At 60.5% G+C, this 22,995-nt stretch carries 18 protein-coding genes; 5 read left to right on the top strand and 13 right to left on the bottom strand.

Annotated elements, in window-relative coordinates; translation table 11 throughout:
- Window positions 1-339: 339 nt before the first annotated feature.
- Window positions 340-1,395 carry a glycoside hydrolase family protein gene (locus tag NCR40_RS22680; protein ID WP_250510710.1) on the top strand — a complete coding sequence of 352 codons (1,056 nt, stop codon included), beginning with the start codon at window positions 340-342 and terminating at the stop codon, window positions 1,393-1,395.
- 105 nt (window positions 1,396-1,500) lie between these two features.
- Window positions 1,501-2,583: an EpsG family protein gene (locus NCR40_RS22675; RefSeq protein WP_250510709.1), complete on the top strand. Its 1,083-nt coding sequence runs from the start codon at window positions 1,501-1,503 to the stop codon at window positions 2,581-2,583.
- A gap of 42 nt (window positions 2,584-2,625) precedes the next feature.
- Here the strand turns inward: NCR40_RS22675 and NCR40_RS22670 are convergent, their stop codons facing one another.
- On the bottom strand, window positions 2,626-3,588 hold the full coding sequence (locus tag NCR40_RS22670; protein ID WP_244830144.1) for a GNAT family N-acetyltransferase: 963 nt from the start codon (window positions 3,586-3,588) through the stop codon (window positions 2,626-2,628).
- 525 nt (window positions 3,589-4,113) lie between these two features.
- Here NCR40_RS22670 and NCR40_RS22665 point away from each other — a divergent pair.
- The 3 genes from NCR40_RS22665 (at window position 4,114) to NCR40_RS22655 (ending at window position 7,452) form a co-directional block, all read left to right on the top strand.
- Complete coding sequence (locus tag NCR40_RS22665; protein WP_250510708.1) at window positions 4,114-5,259, top strand: GNAT family N-acetyltransferase; 1,146 nt, start codon at window positions 4,114-4,116, stop codon at window positions 5,257-5,259.
- Between the two features lie 616 nt (window positions 5,260-5,875).
- The gene (locus NCR40_RS22660; RefSeq protein WP_250510707.1) at window positions 5,876-7,027 is read left to right on the top strand and encodes a glycoside hydrolase family protein; all 1,152 of its coding nucleotides are present in this window, start codon (window positions 5,876-5,878) and stop codon (window positions 7,025-7,027) included.
- A gap of 215 nt (window positions 7,028-7,242) precedes the next feature.
- Window positions 7,243-7,452 (top strand): hypothetical protein, encoded by a 210-nt coding sequence (locus tag NCR40_RS22655; protein WP_250510706.1) that lies wholly within the window; start codon window positions 7,243-7,245, stop codon window positions 7,450-7,452.
- Between the two features lie 31 nt (window positions 7,453-7,483).
- Here the strand turns inward: NCR40_RS22655 and NCR40_RS22650 are convergent, their stop codons facing one another.
- The 12 genes from NCR40_RS22650 to NCR40_RS22595 form a co-directional block, all read right to left on the bottom strand.
- Entirely contained in the window at window positions 7,484-8,704 is a 1,221-nt protein-coding gene (locus tag NCR40_RS22650; protein ID WP_250510705.1) for a glycosyltransferase, read from the bottom strand.
- On the bottom strand, window positions 8,701-9,882 hold the full coding sequence (locus tag NCR40_RS22645) for a glycosyltransferase family 4 protein (protein ID WP_250510704.1): 1,182 nt from the start codon (window positions 9,880-9,882) through the stop codon (window positions 8,701-8,703). The genes NCR40_RS22650 and NCR40_RS22645 overlap by 4 nt, the downstream gene beginning before the upstream one ends.
- A gap of 17 nt (window positions 9,883-9,899) precedes the next feature.
- Window positions 9,900-11,078 carry a glycosyltransferase family 4 protein gene (locus NCR40_RS22640; protein ID WP_250510703.1) on the bottom strand — a complete coding sequence of 393 codons (1,179 nt, stop codon included), beginning with the start codon at window positions 11,076-11,078 and terminating at the stop codon, window positions 9,900-9,902.
- Complete coding sequence (murJ, locus tag NCR40_RS22635) at window positions 11,075-12,370, bottom strand: murein biosynthesis integral membrane protein MurJ (RefSeq protein ID WP_244830151.1); 1,296 nt, start codon at window positions 12,368-12,370, stop codon at window positions 11,075-11,077. The genes NCR40_RS22640 and murJ overlap by 4 nt, the downstream gene beginning before the upstream one ends.
- 85 nt (window positions 12,371-12,455) lie before the next feature.
- Entirely contained in the window at window positions 12,456-13,541 is a 1,086-nt protein-coding gene (locus NCR40_RS22630) for an SDR family oxidoreductase (protein ID WP_250510702.1), read from the bottom strand.
- Window positions 13,542-13,559: 18 nt separating this feature from the next.
- Window positions 13,560-14,837 (bottom strand): Vi polysaccharide biosynthesis UDP-N-acetylglucosamine C-6 dehydrogenase TviB, encoded by a 1,278-nt coding sequence (tviB, locus tag NCR40_RS22625; RefSeq protein ID WP_250510701.1) that lies wholly within the window; start codon window positions 14,835-14,837, stop codon window positions 13,560-13,562.
- A gap of 80 nt (window positions 14,838-14,917) precedes the next feature.
- Window positions 14,918-17,164, bottom strand: coding sequence for a polysaccharide biosynthesis tyrosine autokinase (locus NCR40_RS22620; protein ID WP_244830154.1), 2,247 nt, complete (start codon window positions 17,162-17,164; stop codon window positions 14,918-14,920).
- A gap of 506 nt (window positions 17,165-17,670) precedes the next feature.
- The gene (locus NCR40_RS22615) at window positions 17,671-19,149 is read right to left on the bottom strand and encodes an efflux transporter outer membrane subunit (RefSeq protein ID WP_284507836.1); all 1,479 of its coding nucleotides are present in this window, start codon (window positions 19,147-19,149) and stop codon (window positions 17,671-17,673) included.
- Between the two features lie 17 nt (window positions 19,150-19,166).
- Window positions 19,167-20,171, bottom strand: a complete 1,005-nt coding sequence (locus NCR40_RS22610; protein WP_250510700.1) for an efflux RND transporter periplasmic adaptor subunit — start codon at window positions 20,169-20,171, stop codon at window positions 19,167-19,169.
- Window positions 20,168-20,377 (bottom strand): DUF1656 domain-containing protein, encoded by a 210-nt coding sequence (locus NCR40_RS22605; protein ID WP_244830156.1) that lies wholly within the window; start codon window positions 20,375-20,377, stop codon window positions 20,168-20,170. The genes NCR40_RS22610 and NCR40_RS22605 overlap by 4 nt, the downstream gene beginning before the upstream one ends.
- Before the next feature lie 34 nt (window positions 20,378-20,411).
- Window positions 20,412-22,514 carry an FUSC family protein gene (locus NCR40_RS22600; protein WP_250494113.1) on the bottom strand — a complete coding sequence of 701 codons (2,103 nt, stop codon included), beginning with the start codon at window positions 22,512-22,514 and terminating at the stop codon, window positions 20,412-20,414.
- Window positions 22,511-22,990: a MarR family winged helix-turn-helix transcriptional regulator gene (locus NCR40_RS22595; protein ID WP_250510699.1), complete on the bottom strand. Its 480-nt coding sequence runs from the start codon at window positions 22,988-22,990 to the stop codon at window positions 22,511-22,513. Before NCR40_RS22595 ends, NCR40_RS22600 begins: the two co-directional genes overlap by 4 nt.
- Between the last annotated feature and the right edge of the window lie 5 nt (window positions 22,991-22,995).

Raw genomic sequence — 22,995 nt, 5'->3', positions numbered from 1 at the left:
GCTAGACCGCGTATCGATTCAAATTTGCTAGCGCTTCGACGACGACTTTTGTGCTCTAAGCATTGTTGAACATTTTGAGTCAAGCCTGTGGCAAAGCGTTAGCGAAATGCTGACACTGATCGTTGAAACGAGCGAAGCAGCTTGGCTTTCAATTGTACTAACAACGAATGAAATAGCGGTGGGCGTGACACGGTGCAAGGTCGTCGAAGATCTCTCGTCCGATGAAAACCTTTGGATCGGAGCGCTTGATCGGCCACCGCTAAGACGCGCGTCAGCGCGTGACAATAGACCTAAAGGTTTTCAGAGTCGAAGATGTAAGTCGCGATGCGGGTCCATCCCGTGAATGCTTTGTTCAACGCGTTAAACCATTACGATATGCTCGATAGAAGAACTGCATTAAAGGTTTTTGCATCGTGCGCATTGGTGCAAACCCTTGCGCCGCATCGCGCGCATGCGCAAACAAATGATTCGACTGAGCTTATACGGGCAAGCACGTTCGGTGTGAGAGGCGACGGTAAGAGCAATGACCGCGCGCGTCTTCAAGCCGCGATAGACAGTACCGTCGGCAAGACCTTGTTGATAGAAGGTCGATGTCGAATGGACACGCGAGGTCTGGATCTGCACAGCAGTACGCATCTGCGTTTTGCGGATGGCGCATCGATCAAGCTGTTGCCTCACGACACGCCTTCTTATCAGATGATCCGTATCTGGGATGCGGATAACGTGCTGCTGGAAAATGCGACGCTGGATGGCAGCAAGGAACTCAACGCAGCGCCGCCCGAAACACACGACGGTGGCTACGGTATGGGCATTTCTATCGCGGGAAGCACGAATGTCACGATAAACTCGGCCACAACGATCGGCTGTTGGGGCGATGGCCTTTATATCGCCAATAGTTATGAACGGGCGACGCGACGATCCCGCAATATCGTCGTCCGCGATCATCATGCGCGTGCGTGCCGGCGTCAGGGTGTGTCGCTCATCAGTGGAATGAACGTGCTGATCGAACGTGGTGTGTGGGAAGACATCGGTGGAACAGCGCCTTCGGCAGGAATCGATATCGAACCGAACTCCAATCGCGACGTGCTCGAAGACATTCGCATTGTCGATCCGCTTACGCGCCGATGCAGTATCGGCATTCTCGTTTATCTCGCGGAATTGCCCGGCCCCAAGCCTAAGACCGTAAGCATAGAAATAAGCGGACAGCGCGATGAATCTTCTTCCGACAATGCCTTTAGCGTATCCGGTCTCGACACTAAAGGATGGACGGTGAAAGGTAGCGTGACGAATGTCTCGCCGGTATGGGTGAATTCGCGGCTAGCCTCAGTCGAAAGCGTCGACTACGATAAGCGCGGGCCGGCTATCGTCGTGTCCGGGTTACGCCTCATCCGTTAAACCACATGCTGTGCGACAACGTACAGACGGGTCGCATGTACTCACGACACCCTCAGCGGGTTGTCGCCAATATCATCAGAATCGCGCTAGCAAGGGAATTCCTAGATGAGAGCAAGAGCAATGGAAGCGCGAAGCGTTTCTCCTTCCCGTCCTCGTGCGCGTGCTCATTCCTATCTGGCGACGCCGAATGGCTTGCTGTTCATCATTCTCGCGCTCGTCGTCCTGTATGTGATGGCGACGGGCGTACGCAATGTGCCGACGTTGCTCGATCAGGACAATTACCTCGAATACTTCCGTAAGACCACGTGGGACTGGTTCCTCAATACTTACGAGGAACGCAAATCCACGGTTAGTTTCGTCATCAGCACGATCACCGAGGAATTCGGTTGGCGCGCTTGGGTCGTCGCTTTGAACGCATTGGGCTTGACACCCGATGCCGGTGTGCGACTTACGGTGGTGCTGCTCAACGCGCTGATCTTCATTGCGCTTCTGGAAGTACGCCGGCCATTGCTGGGTCTCGTGCTCTGGTGTGTCGTGCCGATGGCGCTCGCCACTGTCGGACTCTTTCAAATTCGCCAGGGGATGGCGTTCTCTATCGCCATGCTCGTGTCCTTGCGCTACCAAAGACCCGTAACGGGATGGCTGCTCGCGAGTTTCATTCACACCACGTTCGCGGTGCCCGCGCTCCTGCTTATCGCAATGCGTCCATGGGGCAATCGCAGATGGCTCGCGTTGGGAAGCGCTTCGGCGGTGGCGGTCGTGCTGGTTTCGTCGGCGGGCTTTCTCTTCAAGAACTTTGGCGGCCGTCGTATCGACGAATATGCGGGCTACCAGAACGATTTCACCATCAAACTGGTGATTCTCCTCGTGGTTTATATGACGGCGGCACTTGTCATGCTTTATACGGAATGGAAAACGAAGCAGGCGGGCAAAGCTCAGGCATGGCGCGACATCTGTTTCATGGACGTCGCGCTCGTGCTTTATCTGGTGCTTGCCTTCCTGCTGTTTCCCTTCGGCAAAGGGCGCGTATGGTATTGCGTGCCCTTGCTGCTGCCGTTTCTCGTCGGGCAGACGCGCTTCAAGAATCGCTTCGTATGCTGGTGGACCGTGGGAATATTGCTGGTGCTGACTGCGGAAATCATCAAGAGCTATTACGAGGGCGTGTACGCGTATTTCCTCGGCTTATGACCGCGCATGGCAAGCAATGGCGCGGTCATTCGCCTGCATGATTCACGTTTTATCGAGCGTTGCCTTGCGCAAGCGTCGCGCGCCAGTGCGGATTGCCATCTTCTCGCCTCTTAGTACGGTGCGCAGGGCGCCGTAATCCGCGCGCATGCGTTCAATTTCATAGCGCGTTACAAGGCGTCCCCCGAAGCCCGATAGAAAGTCGAGAATGGTAGCGGTGGAAATGCCGTCGAAATCGAAAATGAGTTTGCGTTCTCGCGCCACGCGCGCGCCTTCCCAAATCAGAAGACTTATTGCGCCGCCGTGTGCATCCGCCGCGCGCGATGACAGCAGGTAGTACACGGCACGCGTATCCCACACGAGTGCGGTCTCGGCGACGAGTTGGCCGTTCTCGTCGAATGCGCCAAGCATGACACCTGCATTGCGCTTGATGACTTCGCCGAGCACGCGGCGCATGATCTGCGAGCCGTACACGTTATTGCGTTTGCGCACGGCGAGGTTGGCGTCGTAGAAATCCGTGAAGGCGTCGGGGCTGTTTATTTCGCGCACGGTAAGCCGTTCGGTGGCGCGACGCAGCCAATTGCGTGTATTGCGCCGTAGCGCCGACCATGCCTCGGCTTCGCTTCGATCAGCCGGCAACTCGAGCGTATAGCCTATGGAGACATCGAAGCCATGCAGCGAAAATGCAATAGCTTCGGCTTGCGACATACGCGTGTCCATCAATTGATGAAAATGCGCACACGCAGGAATCTTCGAGACGAGCTGATTCGTGATGTCCATTCGATAACACCATTCGCGCTCGCCACTACCTAAACGTTGCGGTTTGATGACAGGGCCAAGCGTGCGCGTCAAAGGCGGCAGCACGGATATGCGCCAGATGCCTTTACGCTCGAACATATAAGGCATTTCCCCAATGACGACATCGCCCTGCTTTACTTCAGCAATGCCCCATTTACCGTCGGTCGCCGCTTCAAGCCACCAGGGCTCATGAAAGATGGAGCGCTCCACGATGCCTTCTGCTTTAGTGGTGCTCGAATCGTTCTTGACGTTTTCCCTGATTTTCTTTTTAACCGGTTTTGAGCTTGGCTCGATAGGTGAAGAGCTTACTGAATAGCATTCGTTATCCATTGTCCCTCACAACTCGGTTCATGAAAGCCGTTCGCTTTGTGTGTATGTCGCTTTGATCATCCCGTTCGCCGCCAAAGATGGACGATTGCACCGGGCCGCCTCGCAGATGAAGCGCCGTGTTGCAGGCCGCTTGTCGCGGACCGGTGACAGCATGAGGATGTGCGTTCTATCGAGACGAAGTCGCGCCGTCTCCTGCGCGACCCTGTATAGGAACTTACTGGAGCGTAAAGACCAATCGCATGCACCACTGTACGCCATCGCACGTTGGGCAGTTTGCTATTCGATGCAAGATCTTGACTCGAACGAGAGCCAAGCTTGTGCTTAAGTGCGCGCTATGAGGGCACGCTTGTGCGGTTGCAGATCCATGATCAAGCGGACCTCGAATAACGATGCCGGAGCTGCCCGATGAATACGGCCAAATATGTGATCGATCTGATTAAAAGTCCTGACGAATTCGAAGCGCTGCATAAAGAATGGGATGAACTGTGGACGCTCGCCGACGGGCGGCATCATGAATCGTTTGCGGTCTGCTCATTGGTTTGGCGTCATGTCGCCAAACCTGCGGGACGGTCACTTTGCATCATTACTGCGCGGCGCGAGGAACGTATCGTCGCCATTTGGCCGCTCGTGCGTTCGCGCAATCGTCTCTGGAACGTGCTTCGGCCACTTAGCTCTGAATCGGCAGACTATACGACCGTGCTGACCGATCCCGCGTATGCATCGCCGGATCTGTCGCAATCGATCTGGCAGGCGGCGCGTGACCTAGGGAAGGGCGATATTGTTTTGCTTCCGTATGTCGATTGCAAAAGCGAGTTGTATCGGCTCGCTGCGGAGCATCCGGGGATCATGCTCGCCAAGGAACATCCCTATGCCGTGGCTAAACTTTCGGAAGTGAATTGTTGGGATGAATTCGTCATTGGCTTGGGCAAGCTTTCGGGCAAGCGACCCGGCCAGTTGCGTGAACGACTCGAGCGCGAAGGCAAGTTCGAGGTGTGTATTCTCGGCCCGCACGACCGTGAAGAGAACGCGCGCATGGTCGACTGGATGCTGGCGAGAAAGCGCGAGTGGGGCGAACGCGTCGACAAGAAGGGCAGTTGGCTGTGGGAGGAAACCTTCCGCAATTATCTAATCGAGCTGCTGAATCATTGTCATCCCCTCGCATGTGCAAAGCTCATGGTCCTGAAACTCGATGGCGAGATTCTCGCCGTGAACATGATCGGTCTCGGCGCAAAGAGCATGATCGGTCTGATTGCGAGTTTCGATAAGCGCTTTGGGAAATTCGCACCCGGCGCGGTTTCAACCGAGGCATGGGTTCGGTGGGCAATCGAGCAGCGTCTGGATTTCGACCTCGGCATCGGCGCAGAAACGTTCAAGCCGTACTGGAGCCGGGGCAATACCGCAATGGTTTGCAGTCTGCAACTTGCGCAAACGAACTGGGGACGCGTGGCATTCGCCATTTCTGGCGCACAACGAATGCTTAAGAAAGCGAGCGATAATGTCTGGCGTTCGAACGTTCGGCCAGAAAAATCCTTGGGCAAAGAACAGGCGTAGAACGGCCTAGAAGCGAATCTGTTCACAATTCAGCGCGGCTTGAGAATGACCGATCAAGCTTGTTTAATTCCGTGCGCTCAGCGTTGCGGGAAACAAGCTAAACACGAAAATCAGAGATTTTGCTGAAAGATCTCCAATCAGCTGATTAGAAGAATTCAGGGAAAATTTCCTTTATTAATCTGATAAATAGCCGTTGTTTCACTGCGACAGAATTCGTTTTTCGCAATAAATTCGAGAATTGCTTATTCATCTGATTATATGCGCAATAGAAAAGCGCATTTCCCGCCTGACGTGCGATCGCGCGTTGCGTGAGCCAGAAAATTCGGCCCTGTCCCCGTTATACAGTTACAGATAGTTACGATTCGTCTCTATTCGTCATACAACGATCTGTATCATACGATCCGTAGTCGGTATTTAATGCCTTATTAGAAGCGAAAATAATTTCGTTAAAGGTAATTAATGCCGTTCCGACGAGTGCGCGAATTTGCTGGTCCTTCCAAGGGCCATCCGAGTCGTGAAAATCCAATCCGAAAGCTGACACGGCGAATCTGTTCGTCAGACGCCCATTGATAACTTCGAGCTCATGTCCTTGACCAAAAAAACTCCTGTTACTCCAATGCAATTTGCTGATCAGATCGATCGAATCTTCACGCGTCGCAAGTTTCTCACTGCGGTGATGGCCAGCACCGGATCGCTCGCACTTTCCGCATGCGGTGGCGGCGGTGAAGGAGATGTCGCTGATTCCGTCTCCAAGCGCCGCCGCCGTGCGTCCGGCACCAGTTCCGCCTCAAGCACCCAAGCTGCTTCGACACCGGCGGTCGCTTCGTCGACGCAGGCCGCGACGACATCCGGCACGGTCACCGACACGTCCTTCGGCGTGAAGGGCGATGGCACTACCAACGACCGCGTCGCGCTTCAGAAAGCGATCGACGGTTCAGTCGGCAAGATTCTGCTGATCACCGGCAAGAGCCGTATCGATGCGGCCGGCCTCGACCTGCGCACGAACTCACACCTGCGTTTCGCAAGCGGCGCGTCGATCAAGCTGCACGCGCACAACGTCGCCAGCTATCAGATCCTGCGCGTCTGGGATGCCCAGAACGTGCAGATTGAAAACGCCTCGCTCGACGGCAGCAAGGAACTCAACTCCGCGACCAACGATCCGAACGACGGCGGCCAGGGCATGGGCATCTCCATCGCGGGTTCGACCAACGTGACGATCACCTCGCCGACCACGATCAACTGCTGGGGCGACGGCATCTACATCGGCAACTCGTATCGCAGCCTGACGACGCCGAGCAACACGGTCAACATTACGAAGCACCACGCGACCGGTTGCCGCCGTCAGGGCGCAACGATCACGAGTGGCGCGAATATCACGTTCGATACGCCGACCTGGGAAAACATCGGCGGCACGTTGCCTTCGGCGGGCCTCGACATCGAACCCAACAACAACAACGCCGTGCTGCAGAACATCAAGATCATCAGCCCAACGACGAACAGCTGCCGCTATGGCATTCTGATTTATCTGGGCGCCTTGCCAGGTTCGGTGAACAAGGTAGTCTCGATCGATATCTCGAACCATCGCGACAACAACGCCAATCACGTCGCGTATGAAGTCGGTGGCCTCGCGCTAAACGGCCATTCGGTCACGGGTCATATCACGAGTGCGTCGCCGGTCTATATGCATTCAGCGCTTGGCTTTAGCAAGACCGATTGGGACAACGCCGGTCCGACGGTCGAAGTCACCAACATGGTCTACACGCGTTAAGCGTTTAGCGAGGCAACATGTCGAAAAGAGGGCGCGCGTTCAGCGCGCGCCCGGTGTCGGTGCTTGGTGCACCGATTTTTCTTTGCGCGGCGCTTCACCATGCCAGGCTTTTTAGACGGAGATGCCGAAAACGATTGGCATGGATGGTGCTCTAATAAAGTATCGGGCGTAACGAAACGCCATCTCCGAAAACGCAGGAAAAGTCTGGAGATTCAATGGATCTCGCCATCATCATTGGCACGATCGCCTTCTTCGCTGTCGTCGCGCTTGCGTTGCTCGCGCTTGCCGACGTACTGCTGCCCTCGCGCCGCCGCCGGCGCGAGGAGCAAGGGCGCACGAGCATCTGGTCACGTTCGCATAAGGCGGGCGAGCTGAAGACTAAAGGCGCGGGCCATTCCGGGCCGGGTTCGGGACATCCGAAATGACGAAGCGTGTGCAAAATCTTCCGGTGCGCGGTTATTGACCGGAACCAATGTGTCGTTCATTCGCCGACACCTGTGCGACTGGCGCCGACGCTTCATCCACTGAGCCTCTTCGTTCGCTGATTCGCAAGTAGATGTCTTCATAGCGACGCCAGCTGGCTTCGATCGAAAAAACCCTGTCGATTCGCTCTCTTGCCGCCACGCCGAGCGCCGCGCGCCGCGTCCGCGGCAGCATCAACATGTCGACGAGCGCCTGCGCCAGTGCATCGGCATTTCGAGGCGGCACGACGGTTCCCGTTTCCCCGATGAGCCACGCGGTATCGCCGACGTCGGTCGCCACGCATGGCGTCTCGCATGCCATGGCTTCGCCGATGACGGTCGGCAATCCCTCGCTGCGTGACGAAAGACAGAAGACATCGAGCCCCGCCAATAGCGCTTCAGGATGCTTAAGCGGTCCAAGCAAGCGGCACGCATGTGCCACGCCTTCACTGCGAATGAGTTCGACGAGCTCGCGGTTGTCATCGTCGAGTCCATTGCCTGCCATCACGAAGCGGCACTGCGGCAACGCTTGCAGCACACGCCGCACTGCCGCGATGAAGTTGGGATAGTCCTTGACCGCGTGATACCGGCCCATGATGCCGACGACCGGCGCATCCGCAGCGAAGCCGTGGTTTTCGCGTAATGCCATGTGAGACGCTGGCGCGGGCTTGAAGACATCGAGTTCGAAGCCGTTTGGAACCGCGATCATCTTCTTCGCGCAGTAACCGCCTTCGACATGCGCGCGCCGTGCAGCTTCGCCGCAGCAGATGATCGCATCAGGCACGTGGTTTGACAGCAGCGCGCATGCTCGCGTCACCCAGCGCGTCATGCGGCTGCTACCGCTCGAACGAAGGTCCGTGTGATGAATGCCCCAGGCGAGCGGCAGCCGTTTCTTGCGCCATGCTCTCACGGCCGTGACCGCGAGTCCGCCCATCAGATCGCCGTGATAAAGCCAGGTCTGAACGACATCGGGTTCGAGTTCGTCGATCCAGCGCACGAGCTGCACTAACTTGCGCGGCTCCGGCAGACTCTTGCTCATGCCGAGTATGCGCACTTCGGCGCCCGCCTCACGAATGCGCGCCGCCAGCGTGTCTTCGGACGACAGCGAGATGACCGCATGCTCGACGCCTTCGCCGCGCGATGCGCGAATCAGTCGATACAGCATCATCTCCGCGCCGTCCGCGGGCAATGCGGTGATGACGTGAACGATCTTCAAGGCGTGATCTCGACGGATGCGGGCGCACTCGCCGTCGATGTCGCGGGCGCGAGCGCGCGATACACCGCAAGGGTCCTGTCGATGACGATCGCTTCATCGAATTCGCGCAGCGCCTTCTCGCGTGCGGCGAGTCCGAGCTTGCGCGCGAGCGGACGATCGTCGTCGAGCAGGCGGATGGCGTCGGCCAGCGCCGTTGCATTACGCACCGGCACCACGAGCCCGTCTTCGCCGTTGCGGCTCACCACTTCGCGGCAGCCGGGTGCATCGGTCGTGATGAGCGGCAATGCGCACGCGGCCGCTTCGATAAGGGACTTTGGCAAGCCTTCGCGATAACTCGGCAGCGCCATGACATCCGTTTCTGCAAACAGACCCGGCATGTCGCTGACATGACCGCGCCATTCGACGAGGCCTTCCTTCACCCAGCCTTCTATCGTCGACTGTTCGATCGAAGCGGGATTGCCCGCGTCCGGCGTCCCCGCAAGAATGAAGCGGATGGTGCGTCCCTCGCGCTTGAGCACGCGCGCGGCCTCGATGAATTCGGCAATGCCCTTGTCCCACAGCATGCGTGCCGCAAGCAGCACGCGCAGCGGCGCGTGCGAAAGAGGCGCATCGGCGGGAGGCGCCGTGAAGCGCGCGCAATTCACGCCGGAGCCTTTGATGAGGTGGATGGCTTGTTCATTGGCAAGACGGGCGCTCTTGAACATCGCTACATCATCCGGATTTTGCAGGATCAGCGCACAGTTCTCGCCGTCAAGAGCCAGACGCAGGACCTGGCGCACCACGGGCCGTAAAAAGCGCGCTTTCATGTCGCGGCTCGTGAAAACGTAACCCAGCCCCGCCACCGAATTCGCGCGAGCGGGCACGCCTGCGAGCCTCGCGGCAAGCGACCCATAGACCGCGCTCTTGATCGTGAAGCCATGCACGAGCGAAGCCTGTTCCGCGCGAAAGAAACGCGCGAGCCAGAGCACGAGATTCAGTTCGCGCAATGGATTGAGACTGCGCCGGACCATTGGCACCGCATGCCAGCGAAAGCCGAGTTCGATCAGGCGCGGTCCATATTCGCCGGGCGGCGAAAGCAATATGACTTCATGCCCAAGATCGCGAAGTCGATTGGCAAGCGAAAGACGGAAGTTGTAGAGATACCAGTCGGTATTCGCAAAGAGAATGACCTTGTTCATCGCCTGCCTCTCAGGATCTAGTTCAACGTGCCGGGGCTCGATGCTTCTGCATGACGCAGGCCAGTATCCGTACCGGTCGATGTTTTCGTTTCGCTGATACCCACGCGCGCGAAGAGTTCGTCCCACGCCCGCAGGATGGTGCTGACGGCATAGCGCGCGCGTACCGATTGCGCGCCCTTGACGGAGAGCGCTTTGCGCAAACCTTCGTCGGCAAGCATGCGGCGCAATGCGTGCGCGAGCGCAATGGGATCGCCAGGTGGCACGAGCAAGGCGTCTTCGCCATCGCGCGTGATATCGCGTGGACCGCTCGGGCAGTCGACTGCCACTGCCGGCACGCCGAGCGCCATGCTCTCGGCCAGCGCAAGTCCAAAGCCTTCGAAGCGCGAGGACATGACGAAGGCCTGCGAGCGCAGCACTTCGGTCCACGGCTTGTCGGTGACGCCAGGCATGAAGATGCGTCCGCTCATGCCGCGCTGCTGGATTCGCGATTGCAACGTCATGCGTTCCGCTCCTTCGCCCCAGATCCACACATCCCACTGTGGAAATTCATGGGCGATGGCCGCGAACGAATCGATCAATAAGCCGTAGTTTTTTTGCGGATGCAGCCGTCCGAGCGAAACGAGCCGCATGCGTTCATCGGGGCTTGCCGTTGGCGCGGGCTGGTGGAACAGGTCGTCGGGCAGCGGGTTCGGCATGACCGCCGTGTGCTTGATGCCGGGCACCATCGCGTTGAACGGCGCAACGACGTTGTCGGTCAGTACCGTGACGGCGCGCGCATGCGGATAAGCGAGGCGCGTGGCGAACTTCCAGAACGGCGTGCGGCCATCGACGGAAGGATCGTTGTGTTCGCATGCAATGACCGGAACGCGCAGACCCGCGCAAGCGAGAATGCTTGCCACGTTCACGTTGGTGAGGAAGCTGATCACCACGTCCGGATCGGTCTCGCGTATCAGCTTGCGCAACGCCCGGTGCCGTTGCATGTACCCGAAGAATTTATTGCGCGTGGGCGTGATCCGATCCGCAAGCTGGATGAAGCGCACCTTGTCGGACAGCGCATAGAAGCACGCGCGCTTGCGGCTATACGTGGCGACGAGCGTGACCTTGTCGCCGCGCTCGCTCCATGCATCCACGAGTGTGGCGGCCACGCGCTCGGCGCCGCCGCTGCCCATCGAGCTCACCAACAGCATGATGTTCATGCAGCCAATCCTCCGGTTGGTCGCAGCGGCGGGATTCGTCGCGTGAAGAGCATCGAGAGGCAAAAGACGGATGCCTGCATCACGCCGGTCGCGACGACCACGCCCGGCATGCCGATCCAGCGCGTGAGCAATGTGTTGGCTGCGACTTTGACGATAAACCCCAGTGCGGTAATGATGGCCATCTCCTTGTAACGTCCCTCGACCGACAACAGGTTCATCATCACGAGCGAGGCGAAGTAGAACGGCAACTGCACGAGCGAAAAGCGCATGAGTTCCGCGACCAGTTCCGTGTTCTGCGCGGTAAACGCGCCACGCTGAAAGAGCACACCGACCATCCACGGCGCAAGCGGGTATGCAATCGCCGCGCAGACGGTTCCCGCGCCGAGCATCAGAAGCGACCATTGGAACGCGGTATGACGCGCGCGCTTGTGATCGTCGCGGCCGAGAATGTCGGACAGCACCGGCAAGGTGCCCTGCGCAATGGCAAGCGCGCCCATGCTGATGATCAGACCGAACACGCGGTTCGCATAGCCGAGGGTCGCGACCGCGCCATCGCCCAGATGAGCGACGAAATATTGATCGATCGCGGGTGTGCAGCACACCACCAGTTGACCGAGCATGAAGACGCGTACCGCGTGATAGACGGGCGGCCATTTGCGCGAGCGGAACGTGAAGCTCAAGCGCGCATAGTTGTTATCGACCTTGCCGCCGAGCGGCCTCAGCACCAGAACCAGCGCGACATATCCGAGCAACGTGCCGTACATGAGCGGCTGCATTGCGCTATTGCCGGTAAAGAACAGCACGAGCAGAAGCGTCATCACGGCAGGCAGGCCGTCGAGCAAGGTCGCGATATGACGCTCGCTCGATTGCAGACGCGTCGAGTAGGCCGTGACCATCATGATGAGGACGCCGATGGGCGCCATCACCATCATCATGTGATGCGCCATGTCCTGCGTCTCGACGGCGAGATTGCCCGCCATGAGCCGCAGAACGTATGGCCAGATCAGATACAGGATCGCGGTGAAACCGAGTCCCACCACGGCCGACCATGTAACGAGTTCGCTCAGAAATTGCGCTTCTTCGCTCGCGGATTGCTTGCGCAGATCGACGAATGCAGGCACCAGAACGATGGCGAAGATGGCGGAGCACGCCGACGGCAGCCACGAAACCAGCATGAGGGTGATCTGATAGGCATCGACCACGTTGCTGATGCCGTAGCGATATGCGATCACCATCTCCTTGAACGCGCCCGCGGAGCGCCCGATCAGCACGAACGCCGCCACTCTCGACATACCCCGCGCAGCGCGAAGATGGTCGGGATGAAGCTGCAGCAAGCGGTCTCTCAACGCGGCGAATTGTGATATCAACGCGGCGGCCTCACTTTCCGCTGGCCATGGCCGAGAGCGCGTCGACGCGGTTCGGCTCGTGGCCAGCACGGTCTGCCAGAAAGCGGATGTACCACGGCATCGCGCGCGCGAGTCCTTCCGCAAACGGCACCTTGCCGTCATAACCGAGCAGACGTTCGGCCTTGCCGACATCGGCTTGCGAATGACGGACATCGCCCGCTCGAAAAGGTCCAAACTGCGCATCGCGCTCATAAGCGATGCCGTGCGCGGCGAGCAGACGCTTGAGTTCCGCGAAGAGTTGTCCGAGCGTCGTGCGATCGCCCACGGCGACGTTGTAGACCTGACCGCGGGCCGCGGCATCCGCCTTGGCCGCGAGCAGGTTCATCTGCACGACGTTATCGACGAAACAGAAATCGCGGCTCGTTTCACCGTCGCCGTTGATGGTCACGATCTCGTCGTTGATGAGCGCGGCCGTCCACTTCGGAATCACGGCGGCATAAGCGCCATCCGGGTCTTGACGCTTGCCGAAGACGTTGAAGTAGCGCAGGCCCGTCGCATTGAAGCCGTAAGCGCGCGCGAACACCGACGCATAGAGCTCGTTCGCATACTTCGTGACCGCGTAAGGCGAGAGCGGCTGGCCGATGCGATCTTCCACCTTCGGCAAGCCGGGATGATCGCCATATGTCGAACTCGATGCCGCATACGTGAAGCTCTGCACTTGCGCATCGCGCGCGGCGCATAGCACGTTCAGGAAGCCGCTTAAATTCGTTTCGTGCGTGGCGATGGGGTCGGCCACCGAGCGCGGCACCGAACCGAGCGCCGCTTCGTGCAGCACGTGATCCACGCCTTGCATGGCCGCCTGGCAATCGAGCAGATTGCGGATGTCGCCTTCGATGAAGCGAAAGCGCCGCCACTGCCTTTCATCGACGCTCTCGCGCACTTCTTCGAGATTGCGTTCGTGCCCGGTCGCGAAGTTATCGAGTCCGACCACGCGCTGATCGAGCGCGAGCAACGCTTCGAGCAAGTTGGAGCCGATGAAGCCGGCCACGCCCGTGATGAGCCATGTCTCCGGACGTGCGCGCAATTGTTCGCGCACGCTTTCGTATCGATCTTTCATTGTCATTTTATGCCTGCACTACAGGCGCAAGTCGCTTGCGTCGGCGGGAAGAACGTATTTCAGATCGTAGACGACGTGTTGCTCCTTGCCGTAGGCATGCAGCGCGGCCGCACCCATTTCCGTGAATTGCCGGTGCGATACCGCCACGACGATTGCGTCGTACACGCCCTTGGCAGGCTCTTCCACGGGCTGGATGCCGTATTCGTGGAACGCGTCTTCACGCGAGATCCACGGGTCGTAGACATCGACATTCGTGCCGTATTGCGTGAGTTCAGTGACGATGTCCACCACACGCGAGTTGCGCATGTCCGGACAGTTCTCCTTGAACGCGAGCCCCATGACGAGCACGCGCGCGCCGGGAATATAGATGCGCGCACGCGTCATCGCCTTGACGAGTTGCGAGACCGCATACGTGCCCATGCTGTCGTTCAGGCGCCGTCCGGCGAGAATGATTTCCGGGTTGTAGCCGATCGACTGCGCCATGTGCGTCAGGTAGTACGGGTCCACGCCGATGCAGTGACCGCCCACGAGTCCGGGCCTGAAGTTCAGGAAGTTCCATTTCGTGCCGGCGGCGAGCAGCACGGCTTCGGTGTCGATACCCATCTTGTTGAAGATGATCGACAACTCGTTGACGAGCGCGATGTTCACGTCGCGCTGTGTGTTCTCGATTGCCTTTGCCGCTTCTGCCACGCGGATGCTCGCGGCCTTGTGCGTGCCGGCGGTGATGATCTGTCCGTAGAGTTCATCCACGGCTTCGGCCACTTCGGGGGTGGACCCTGATGTCACTTTCTTGATGTCCGGCAAGCGATGCAGCTTGTCGCCCGGGTTGATCCGCTCGGGGCTGTAGCCCGCGAAGAAATCGACATTGAAGCGCAAGCCCGACACGCGTTCGAGCACGGGCACGCACTCCTCCTCGGTCACGCCCGGATATACGGTCGATTCATAGATCACCACGTCGCCCGGTTTGAGCGCGCCGCCTATCGTTTCGCTTGCGCGCAGCAGCATGCCGAGGTCGGGGCGCTTGTGCCGGTCGATCGGCGTCGGCACCGTGGCGATGAACACGGTGCAATCCTTGAGCGCTTCGGGATCGTCGGTGAATGCAAGCGATTGCGCCGCATGCAGCTCGTCGTCGCCGACTTCCAGCGTGGCGTCGTGTCCTTCGCGCAACGAGTCGATGCGATGACGGTTCACGTCGAAGCCGACTACCGCGTGATGCTTGCTGAACTCCACCGCGAGGGGCAGGCCGACATAGCCCAGCCCGATGACGGCGATCTTCTGGTCCGTGAGCGAACGCATTGAGGTGTCTCCAGTCTCGAAGCAACGCAAGGTTGTGATTGGGTTACCGCATATCCGTTAAAGCCGGATGTCCTCTCGCTTCAGTCGGGCGCCGACTCGTAGTTATGCGCGACATAAGCGCTGCTGCCGTAGCGCCCCGCGAGCGCGGTATTGGCGGTATGCAATGCGACGCTGTTGAGCAGCACGCCCGTCACGCGTGCGCCGGTTTGATTGAGGCGCTTGATCGATTCCTTGATTTCACCGACGCGCGTCTGCCCGTAAGACGAAACCAGAAAAATGCTGCCTGCGGCCGGCGCAATGGCGCCTGCATCGGATACGGCGAGCACGGCCGGCGCGTCGACCAGCACGATGTCGTAGGCCTTCGATGCCTCGTCGATCACTTCGCGATACTTCGCTCGCAGAAGCAGCTCGGCCGGCGTCGACGGATAAGGACCGCCTTGCAGCACATCGAGGTTCGGAAACACCTGGCGATTCACGGTGGCCTCGAGCGTGCGGTTGCCCGCCAGCATGTCGGCGAGACCCGGTCCCGGATCGAGCCCGAACTGCTTGTGCAGATAACCCTTGCGCAAGTCGGCGTCGATCAGGAGCACGCGCGTGCCGCCCGAAGCCAGCACGGTGGCGAGATTCGCCGAAAGGAACGACTTGCCCACGCCCGGCAGCGGCCCGGCGATCATCACGACGTTGTTGCGCGCGCCGACCAGCGTGAATTGCAACGCGGAGCGCAGGATGCGCAGCGCCTCCACGGTCGGGTCCTTCGGGAACTGCGCGGCGAGCACGGCCTGACGCGGCGCGGAACCACCGATGGCGGTCGTCAGCGCAGCTTGCCGCGCGCTCTTCGGAATGGTTGCGAATACGGAAAGGCCCGTCTCGATCTCGATCTCCTGCGTGTCCGTGACGCCACGGAAGACGCGATCCAGAAGCATCGCGAGCCCGATGCCGAAGAAGAGACCGAGCACGAGCGCGATGGCGAGCGCCAGTAGCTTGACTGGCTTGACCGGTTGTTCGGGCACGTCGGCGATATCGATCAGTTGCACCGATGCCGCCTTGCCCGCCTTGATGAGCATCATCTCTTCGATGTTGTTGCGCAGCGCCGTATAGAGATCGGTATTCACGCGCACGTTACGCAGGAGGCGCAGTGCGCCTTGCTCGGCCATCGGCATCGAGCGGGTGCGGTCGTTGAGTTTTTCGAGGAATTGCTGAGTCGCGGCGATCTGCCGGTCCACCGCGACCACACGCGGATGCGAAGGCGAGAAGGTCGTGGCGAGATCGTCGCGGGTATGGCGCAAGGCCAGCAGTTGCCCGTTGGCGTCGGCTGTCTGCTTGAGCAGCAGACGGTTGGCTTCGTCCGAATCGAGCAGCGAGTTGGCGTCGCGGTACGTGTTGTACGCGTTCTCCGCTTCTTCCATCTGTTGCTTGAGCACGGGCAACTGGCGCTGCAGATAAGTGAGCGAGTTCTCCGCGATCACCGCCTTGCGGTCGCCGTTGAGACGCACATACTGCCGCCCGATCTCGTTGATGGTCGCGGCCACTTGCACGGGATCGGCGCTTTCCAGCGTCGCCTTCAGCACGCTCGACTTGTTGCCTTGTTCGCTGATCTTGAGCTGGTTCTGAATCGCGTCGATGGTCAATTGACGCGAGTAATGATTGACGTTGAAGCCGGCGCCAGGATTGCCCTTGAGCGAAGAGACGAAAAGCCTGACCGGCCCCTTGGCGGTTTGCGCTTCCAGAATCTCGCCCACCCTGCCCGTCACGGGCGCGCCGAGCGCCGGGTGGCCGAGCGTGTATTCGCCATCGCTGCCGGCCGTGAGCAGGAAGTTCTGGCCTTCGAGCGAGCGCGGCACGTCGAAGTCCGTGACGCTGATGGATTCGTCGCCCCAGGTGTAATGGCCGAAGCCGAAGAGGCCCGGCTCGGATAGCGAGCCGTCGTGATGAACCAGACGGCTGCCGATGAAGGGCAGGCGCAACGGCCGCGCGCTGATATAGAGCTTGAGTGCGTCGACGGCGCGCGAGACGACGAGCTTCGAACCCAGCACCTGAATTTCGCCTTCAGCGGAAGAGCGGTCATCGAGTGTCGGCAACATATTGCTTAAAGGGTCGCCAGCGCGTGAATTGGAAACGTCCTTGTTGTCATCCACCTTGATGAGAATGGCGGATTGAAAAATCGGTGGACTTAGATAGGCATACGCGGCGCCAATCAATAGCGCGAGACAAACCACCGTGCTAATAAGAATGCGGTGGTTAATAATCGTATCAATCAGCGCAGCGAAAGGGATTTCGTCATCGGATTCAACGCCGGCTTCTTCAGACGATTTATCACTCGCAATCATGTGAGCAGATCCCGAATCTTATGGTTAATTCAAACGAGGCTTGAAGACGACATGCTGGTAACGGCCTGCCGAGCCGTCTCGCGAAGGTGCCGCCGATCGATATGGACCGTGAGAGAGGCGAGGATTGTGCGTGTCGCAACCGTATCAGCGGGTAGGTTGCTGGTATGCGCGGAAGCCCACATATCCAATCGTGGTGCATGCCAGCCTTCAAAAATTCATGCGGATTCCTGAAGGCGATTATCTGGCTTGGTGTTTCCCGGTGAATGGCTTGTGACAAGCCGGAGAAAATCAGTATTGGGATTTACACGTACAAGCCTGATTGCGTGATTATCTTCAGGCGAATTTATAAGGCTTTGATAAGCGTAATGACTTGTTCAGATTTAATACGCTATACAAACCCGCGCTAATTTGTTTTTGATTAGGGAAAACCAGTGTCGGGAATAGCGGACTGCAAGTCGATGCGCTCGGGCATCGACCTGGTTCCAGTCGATGCCCAAGGAGCACGATTACTTACCCCCGCCCCCCACCGCCACTTCTTCATCGCGTTCCCATCCGCCGCCAAGCGCAAGAAACAGCGTGACCTGATCCTGCGCGACCTGCGCTTCGGCCGCCGCCACTTGCGCGGCGACGCTCGTCAAGGTGCGCGTGGCGTCGAGATCCGAGAGAAAGGATTCGCGTCCCGCCGAATACAGCCGATGCGTTTCATCGGCCGATTCGACCGCCGACTTGTACGCGGTGCGCAATGCGTCGGCGCGTGTGGTGTCGGACGCGTAGTTCGCAAGCGCGCTTTGCGTTTCGCGCAGCGCGTTGAGCACGACGCCGTCGAAATGCGCGAGCGCGCCGCCGGATGCCGCCTCGGCCTGGCGCACGCGCGCACGCTGACCGTTGATCGGAAAGTTCCAGTTGATGAGCGGACCGAAAGCCCACCGGTTGGTCGAGGCGCCGAGCAAGTCTTCGGCAACGCCCACCGACCCGACCGATGCCCCGAAACTCACCGAAGGATAAAGCGCCGCCGTCGCCACGCCGATACGCGCCGTCGATGCCGCCAGTTGCCGCTCCGCCTGCCGCACGTCGGGTCGGCGTCTGAGCAGCGCCGCGCCGTCGCCGACCGGAATCGGCTGCCGCACATGCGGCGCCTTCTTGCAGGCGAGCGTGGCACGCGGCAATTGCGCGGCAGGACGCGCGAGCAGCATGGCGAGCCGATACTGCGCCACGCGGCGACGCGCCACATAACGCGGGATGTCGGCGGCGAGCGTGTCGGACTGCGTTTGTCCGCGCGTAACCTCGGACTGATTGCCACGGCCTGCATCGCGCAGACGCTGCGATAGCGTCACACGCTGCTTCTGCAAGGACAGCGATCGTTGCGCGATGCCGAGCTCTTCGGCGGCCGCGCACGAATCGACATACGCGCGCACGACATCGGCGACCACGGTGATGCGCGCGAGATCGAGGGCGGCTTCGATGGCTTCGTCATCGGCATTGGCGGCTTCAACACCGCGCTTGAGCTTGCCGAAGAGATCGAATTCATAGGAGACGCTCAGGTCGAGCACGCCTTCATTGACGACCGGAAGCTTTTCGGTCAGCAGATACTGCTCCGCCGATTCCTGCGCGCGCTGAAACCCCACCGACGACTTGGACGAGAAGCCGCCTTGCTGATTGGCGAATTCCACTTCGGCGCGCGAACGCGCGAGATTCGCCGCCGCCACGCGCAGATCGGAATTCGAAAGCAGCGCTTCGTTGACGAGCTCGTCGAGCGCGGGATCGTCGTAGAGACGCCACCACTTCGCGGGCACCGTGCCTTGCGTGACGGGCGCTCGATCGGCTCCATCGATGGCGGCATTCGCGTAGTCCCGGTTGACGACCGCGCCGTCGGGCAGCTTGTAATTCGGTCCGACGGTCATGCAGCCGGCAAGCGCGAGCGTGGAAGCAAGAAGCGTGAGGCCGCAGCGCTTGAGCAGCTTGGGTCGCTTGGGTCGCTTAGGCATGGAGATGACGCGGTGTTTCATCGGAAGGCACCCGAAGCACCCGAAGCACCCGAAGCACCCGAAGCACCCGAAGCCGCATGCGCCGCCACCGGCGATGCAGGCGCGGTGGCCTGAGCGGGCACGGTGTTCGAAGCGGGCCGCGCGCCGACCGTCGGGCCGATGCCGCGTACCGAAACCGTCGCCGTGCGTCCCGCGATCATGCGGAAATCGGCGGGAATCTCATCGAGCGTCACGCGCACGGGGATGCGCTGCGCGAGCCGCACCCAGCTGAACGCAGGGTTCACGTTCGGCAGAAGACTCGAGCTTTGCTGACGATCGCGATCCTCGATTGCCGCCACGATGCTCTGCACATGACCGCGCAGGAGATTTGGCTCGCCCATCACCTTGATATCCACCGGTTGGCCGATGTCGATGCCATGCAGCTTGGTCTCTTCGAAGTAACCATCGACGCGGAAGGAGTTCATATCGACCACGGACAGCACGGCGCGGCCCGAGGCGACGTATTCGCCGACTTTCGGCGCGCGGTCGTTGAGATAACCGTCGACCGGGCTCAGCACTTCGGTGCGCTGCAGATTGAGCCGCGCGGTATCGATGGCGACGTCGGCATCCGCGAGCGCGGCAGCGGCCTGTTCGACGCGCGAATGCGTTTCTTCCACGACCTCGCGCGCAACGAGATTGCCGAGCGAGCGATTGCGCACGTCCTCGCGCTTCGCCTGATCGAGCGTGGCGCGGCGTTGTTGCGCGGCGGCTTGCGCGTTGCGCAGTGCGAGCGTGTAGCGCGCCTGATCGATCACGAAGAGCACGTCGCCGCGTTTGACTTGCTGGTTGTCGACGACCTTGACATCGGTGATGAGACCGGCCACGTCCGGCGCGACCTGAATGACGTCGGCGCGCACGTGGCCATCGCGCGTCCAGGGCGCGAACATGTAGTAATCGACCAGCTTCCACAGGACCGCGCCTGCAATTGCGACGACGATGAGCGTGAGCAGAATCTGCCCGACGGAGAACCAGGTTTTTTTCACGGGATGAGCCGATGCGAAACGACGACGACAAGCCCCAGCACCAAGACGTAGATGCCGAGATCGAAAACGGAGCGATGCCACACGAAACGATAGAAGCCCACGCGTGCGAGCACCGTGCGAATCACGAGGTTCACCAGATAAGCGATGAACATGAGCACGAGCACGGCGGGCACGAAGACGCCGAGAATATCGATTTCGCCGATCATGCGAGTCGATCCGAAGAGAGCGTTCGAGACGGCATCACGCGGGTTCCTGACGTTCGTTGGCGGGTTTATCGACAGCGGGCGGATGCAGCGAAAGCCGGATGCCGACGAGCGCATGCAGCGTATCGCGCAACGAACGCTCGCCGCGCGACGCGACGGGCGCGGCTTCTTCCGCGACGCTGTTGGCCGCCACGACTTGCCGCGCGGCGGCGTCGATGGTCTGAATGAGCGTGCCCGGCACCGGCTGACGCGCGCGCCGTTCGAGGCAATGCTGGAAATACTGGCGAACGCCGGCGAGCACATCGTCGATGGACGATTGCACTTCCACCGACATCTTGCGGCGCGCGCGGCGCAGATCGAGCGCGTTGAGCGCCACGCGAAAATCGCGAAAACTTTCGATGGACGGATGCCGGTGCGCATCCGTTGCGGCGAGACGCGGCAGCACCTGCATCAGCCGGTCGAGCATGCGCGAGTAGAAGTTGCGCTGGTCGTGAAAGGCTTCGGGCAAGGTGCTCCTGACGATATCGCGCCACGCCGAGCGCGTGAGCCGCGCGACGGCCAGTTCCGCGCCGAAGGGCCGCGTCACGCGCGTCCAGACGAAGGCGAACAGAAGTCCCGCGACGCCCGCCAGATTGCTGTTGAGAAACACGAAGAAGTCCGCTTCGTAGGCGCTTTGGATGCTGATGAAGGTCGCCGTGTTGACGGCCACGAGCATGGTGACGAGATTGAAGCGCGGCCGCGGAATCAGCGTGCCGATGATCAGGAACGGTATCGCGAAGATCAACACGAGCATGGCGAAGTCGTGCACGTGCGGCAGCACCGCGAACACATAGAGACCGGCCAGCACCACGCTCATGCAGGTGGCGAGAAAGAACGCGAACACTTGGGGCGCGGGTTCGTCGAGCGCCGCGAAGAAGCAGCAGGCGACAGCGGCGAGCGTCACGGCGCCGGCTCCGTCGTTCCAGCCTGATTCGATCCACAAGCCGCACGCGACGATGATCGCGCTGACCGCCACGCCCGTCGAGAACAGCATCATGCCGCGATCGAAGAAGCGCGCGGTGCCGCCAAGACGCCAGTGACGAAAGCGCGGTTGCCATTCGTGAGTGTCGTTCAGGATGGCGAGGCGCAAACTGCGGATGTCCTGCCATACGTCGATGACTTGGGTGAGCCGCCAGAGCGCGCTGGAGAGCAGTGCGCCGTTCTCGCTCGCAAGTCCTTCGGCGGATGGCCGCATGGCTTCGGCGCGGGCACGCAGCGCATCCGGCGTGCGCGCGAAGGCTTCGACGGCGGTCGGCTCGGCGGAATCGGGCATGGGCGCGGCGACCCACGCAGCCACGTCTTGCAGCAGCGCCTGCAACTCCGGCGTGCCCGCGCCGCGTTTATCGATCAGTTCGATGAGCGGGTCGGCCATCGACGAGATCAGCGGCAAGAAAATCTGCATGCGTCCTTGCAAGGCGCGCGCGCGGCTCACGATATCCGGCCGCGTATGGTCGTAGGTCAACTGGCTCAACAGCACTTCGAGGCCGTTCACCGTAGCGGCGAGCCGTTGCCGCGCCGCCGAGATGGCGGCCCCCGCGAGCCGCCCGGAGAGCGATTCGCTCGCGTAGAACGCGGCGTCGCGAAACCACGCGTCGGTGCGCTCGACGAGCGTCGGCGCGAGCCGGCTCGGAAACACCACGGAGCCGACGATGCTCGCCACCACGATGCCGAGCAGAATCTCTTCGGTGCGCGAGATCGCGAGATCGAACACGGTGGCCGGGTTCAACACGGAAGGCAGCGCGATCAGCGGCAGCGTATAGCCCGCGAGCAGGAACACGTAGCTGCGCGCGGTGCGGTCGAACATGGAGAGAAAGAGCAGGGAGCCCGTCCATAGCGCGACGATCACGCTGAACAGAAACGGCGACTCGACGAACGGCGGCACGATCAGCACCGCGCCCGCCGCGCCGATAGCCGTGCCGAGCGCGCGATACAAAGCCTTCGAGCGCGTCGCGCCGACGAACGGGTTCGAGACGATATAGACCGTGGCCATTGCCCAGTACGGGCGCGGCAGTTCGAGCGCGAGGCCGATATAAAGCGCGATCATCGCGGCGGCGAAGGTCTTGCCGGAGAAGAGCCACTCGCGCGCGGACGGGAAGTTCATGGCGTGCGCGCTCCGCTCTTGCCGTCATCGCGTGCGGGCACGGTGTCGAGCGTGGCGCTGAACGCGTTGAGCACGCGCAGCGTGGTTTCGAGGTCCTCGCGGCTCACGCCCTTGAGCAGCCGCGCGCGCAGCGACATCAGGCGCTCTTCCATGCGCGCGGTGACGGCGCGGCCTTCGTCGGTGAGTGTGATGGTCTTGGCGCGCTTGTCTTCGGGGTCTTCGTCGCGCCGCACGAGTCCGGCCGCGCATAGCTGGTCGAGCAGACGCACGAGCGACGGTCCCTCGATACCGACATGCTCCGCGAGCGTCACTTGCCGCACGCCCTCACCGAGCCGGTTGGCCGTGAGCAGTGGCACCGCGCACGCTTCAGAGACGCCATAGGACGCGAGCACGCCATGACTCGTACGCCGCCAGCGCCGCGCGGCAAGTACGAGTGTGCTGCTGACGGAGCGGCGCAGAAGGTCGAGATGGCTCATGGGGC

Source organism: Caballeronia sp. GACF4, from assembly GCF_023631025.1.
Classification (GTDB): domain Bacteria; phylum Pseudomonadota; class Gammaproteobacteria; order Burkholderiales; family Burkholderiaceae; genus Caballeronia.
The sequence above is the reverse complement of the archived record's forward strand: the minus strand, read 5'-3'. Positions and strand labels throughout refer to the sequence as shown.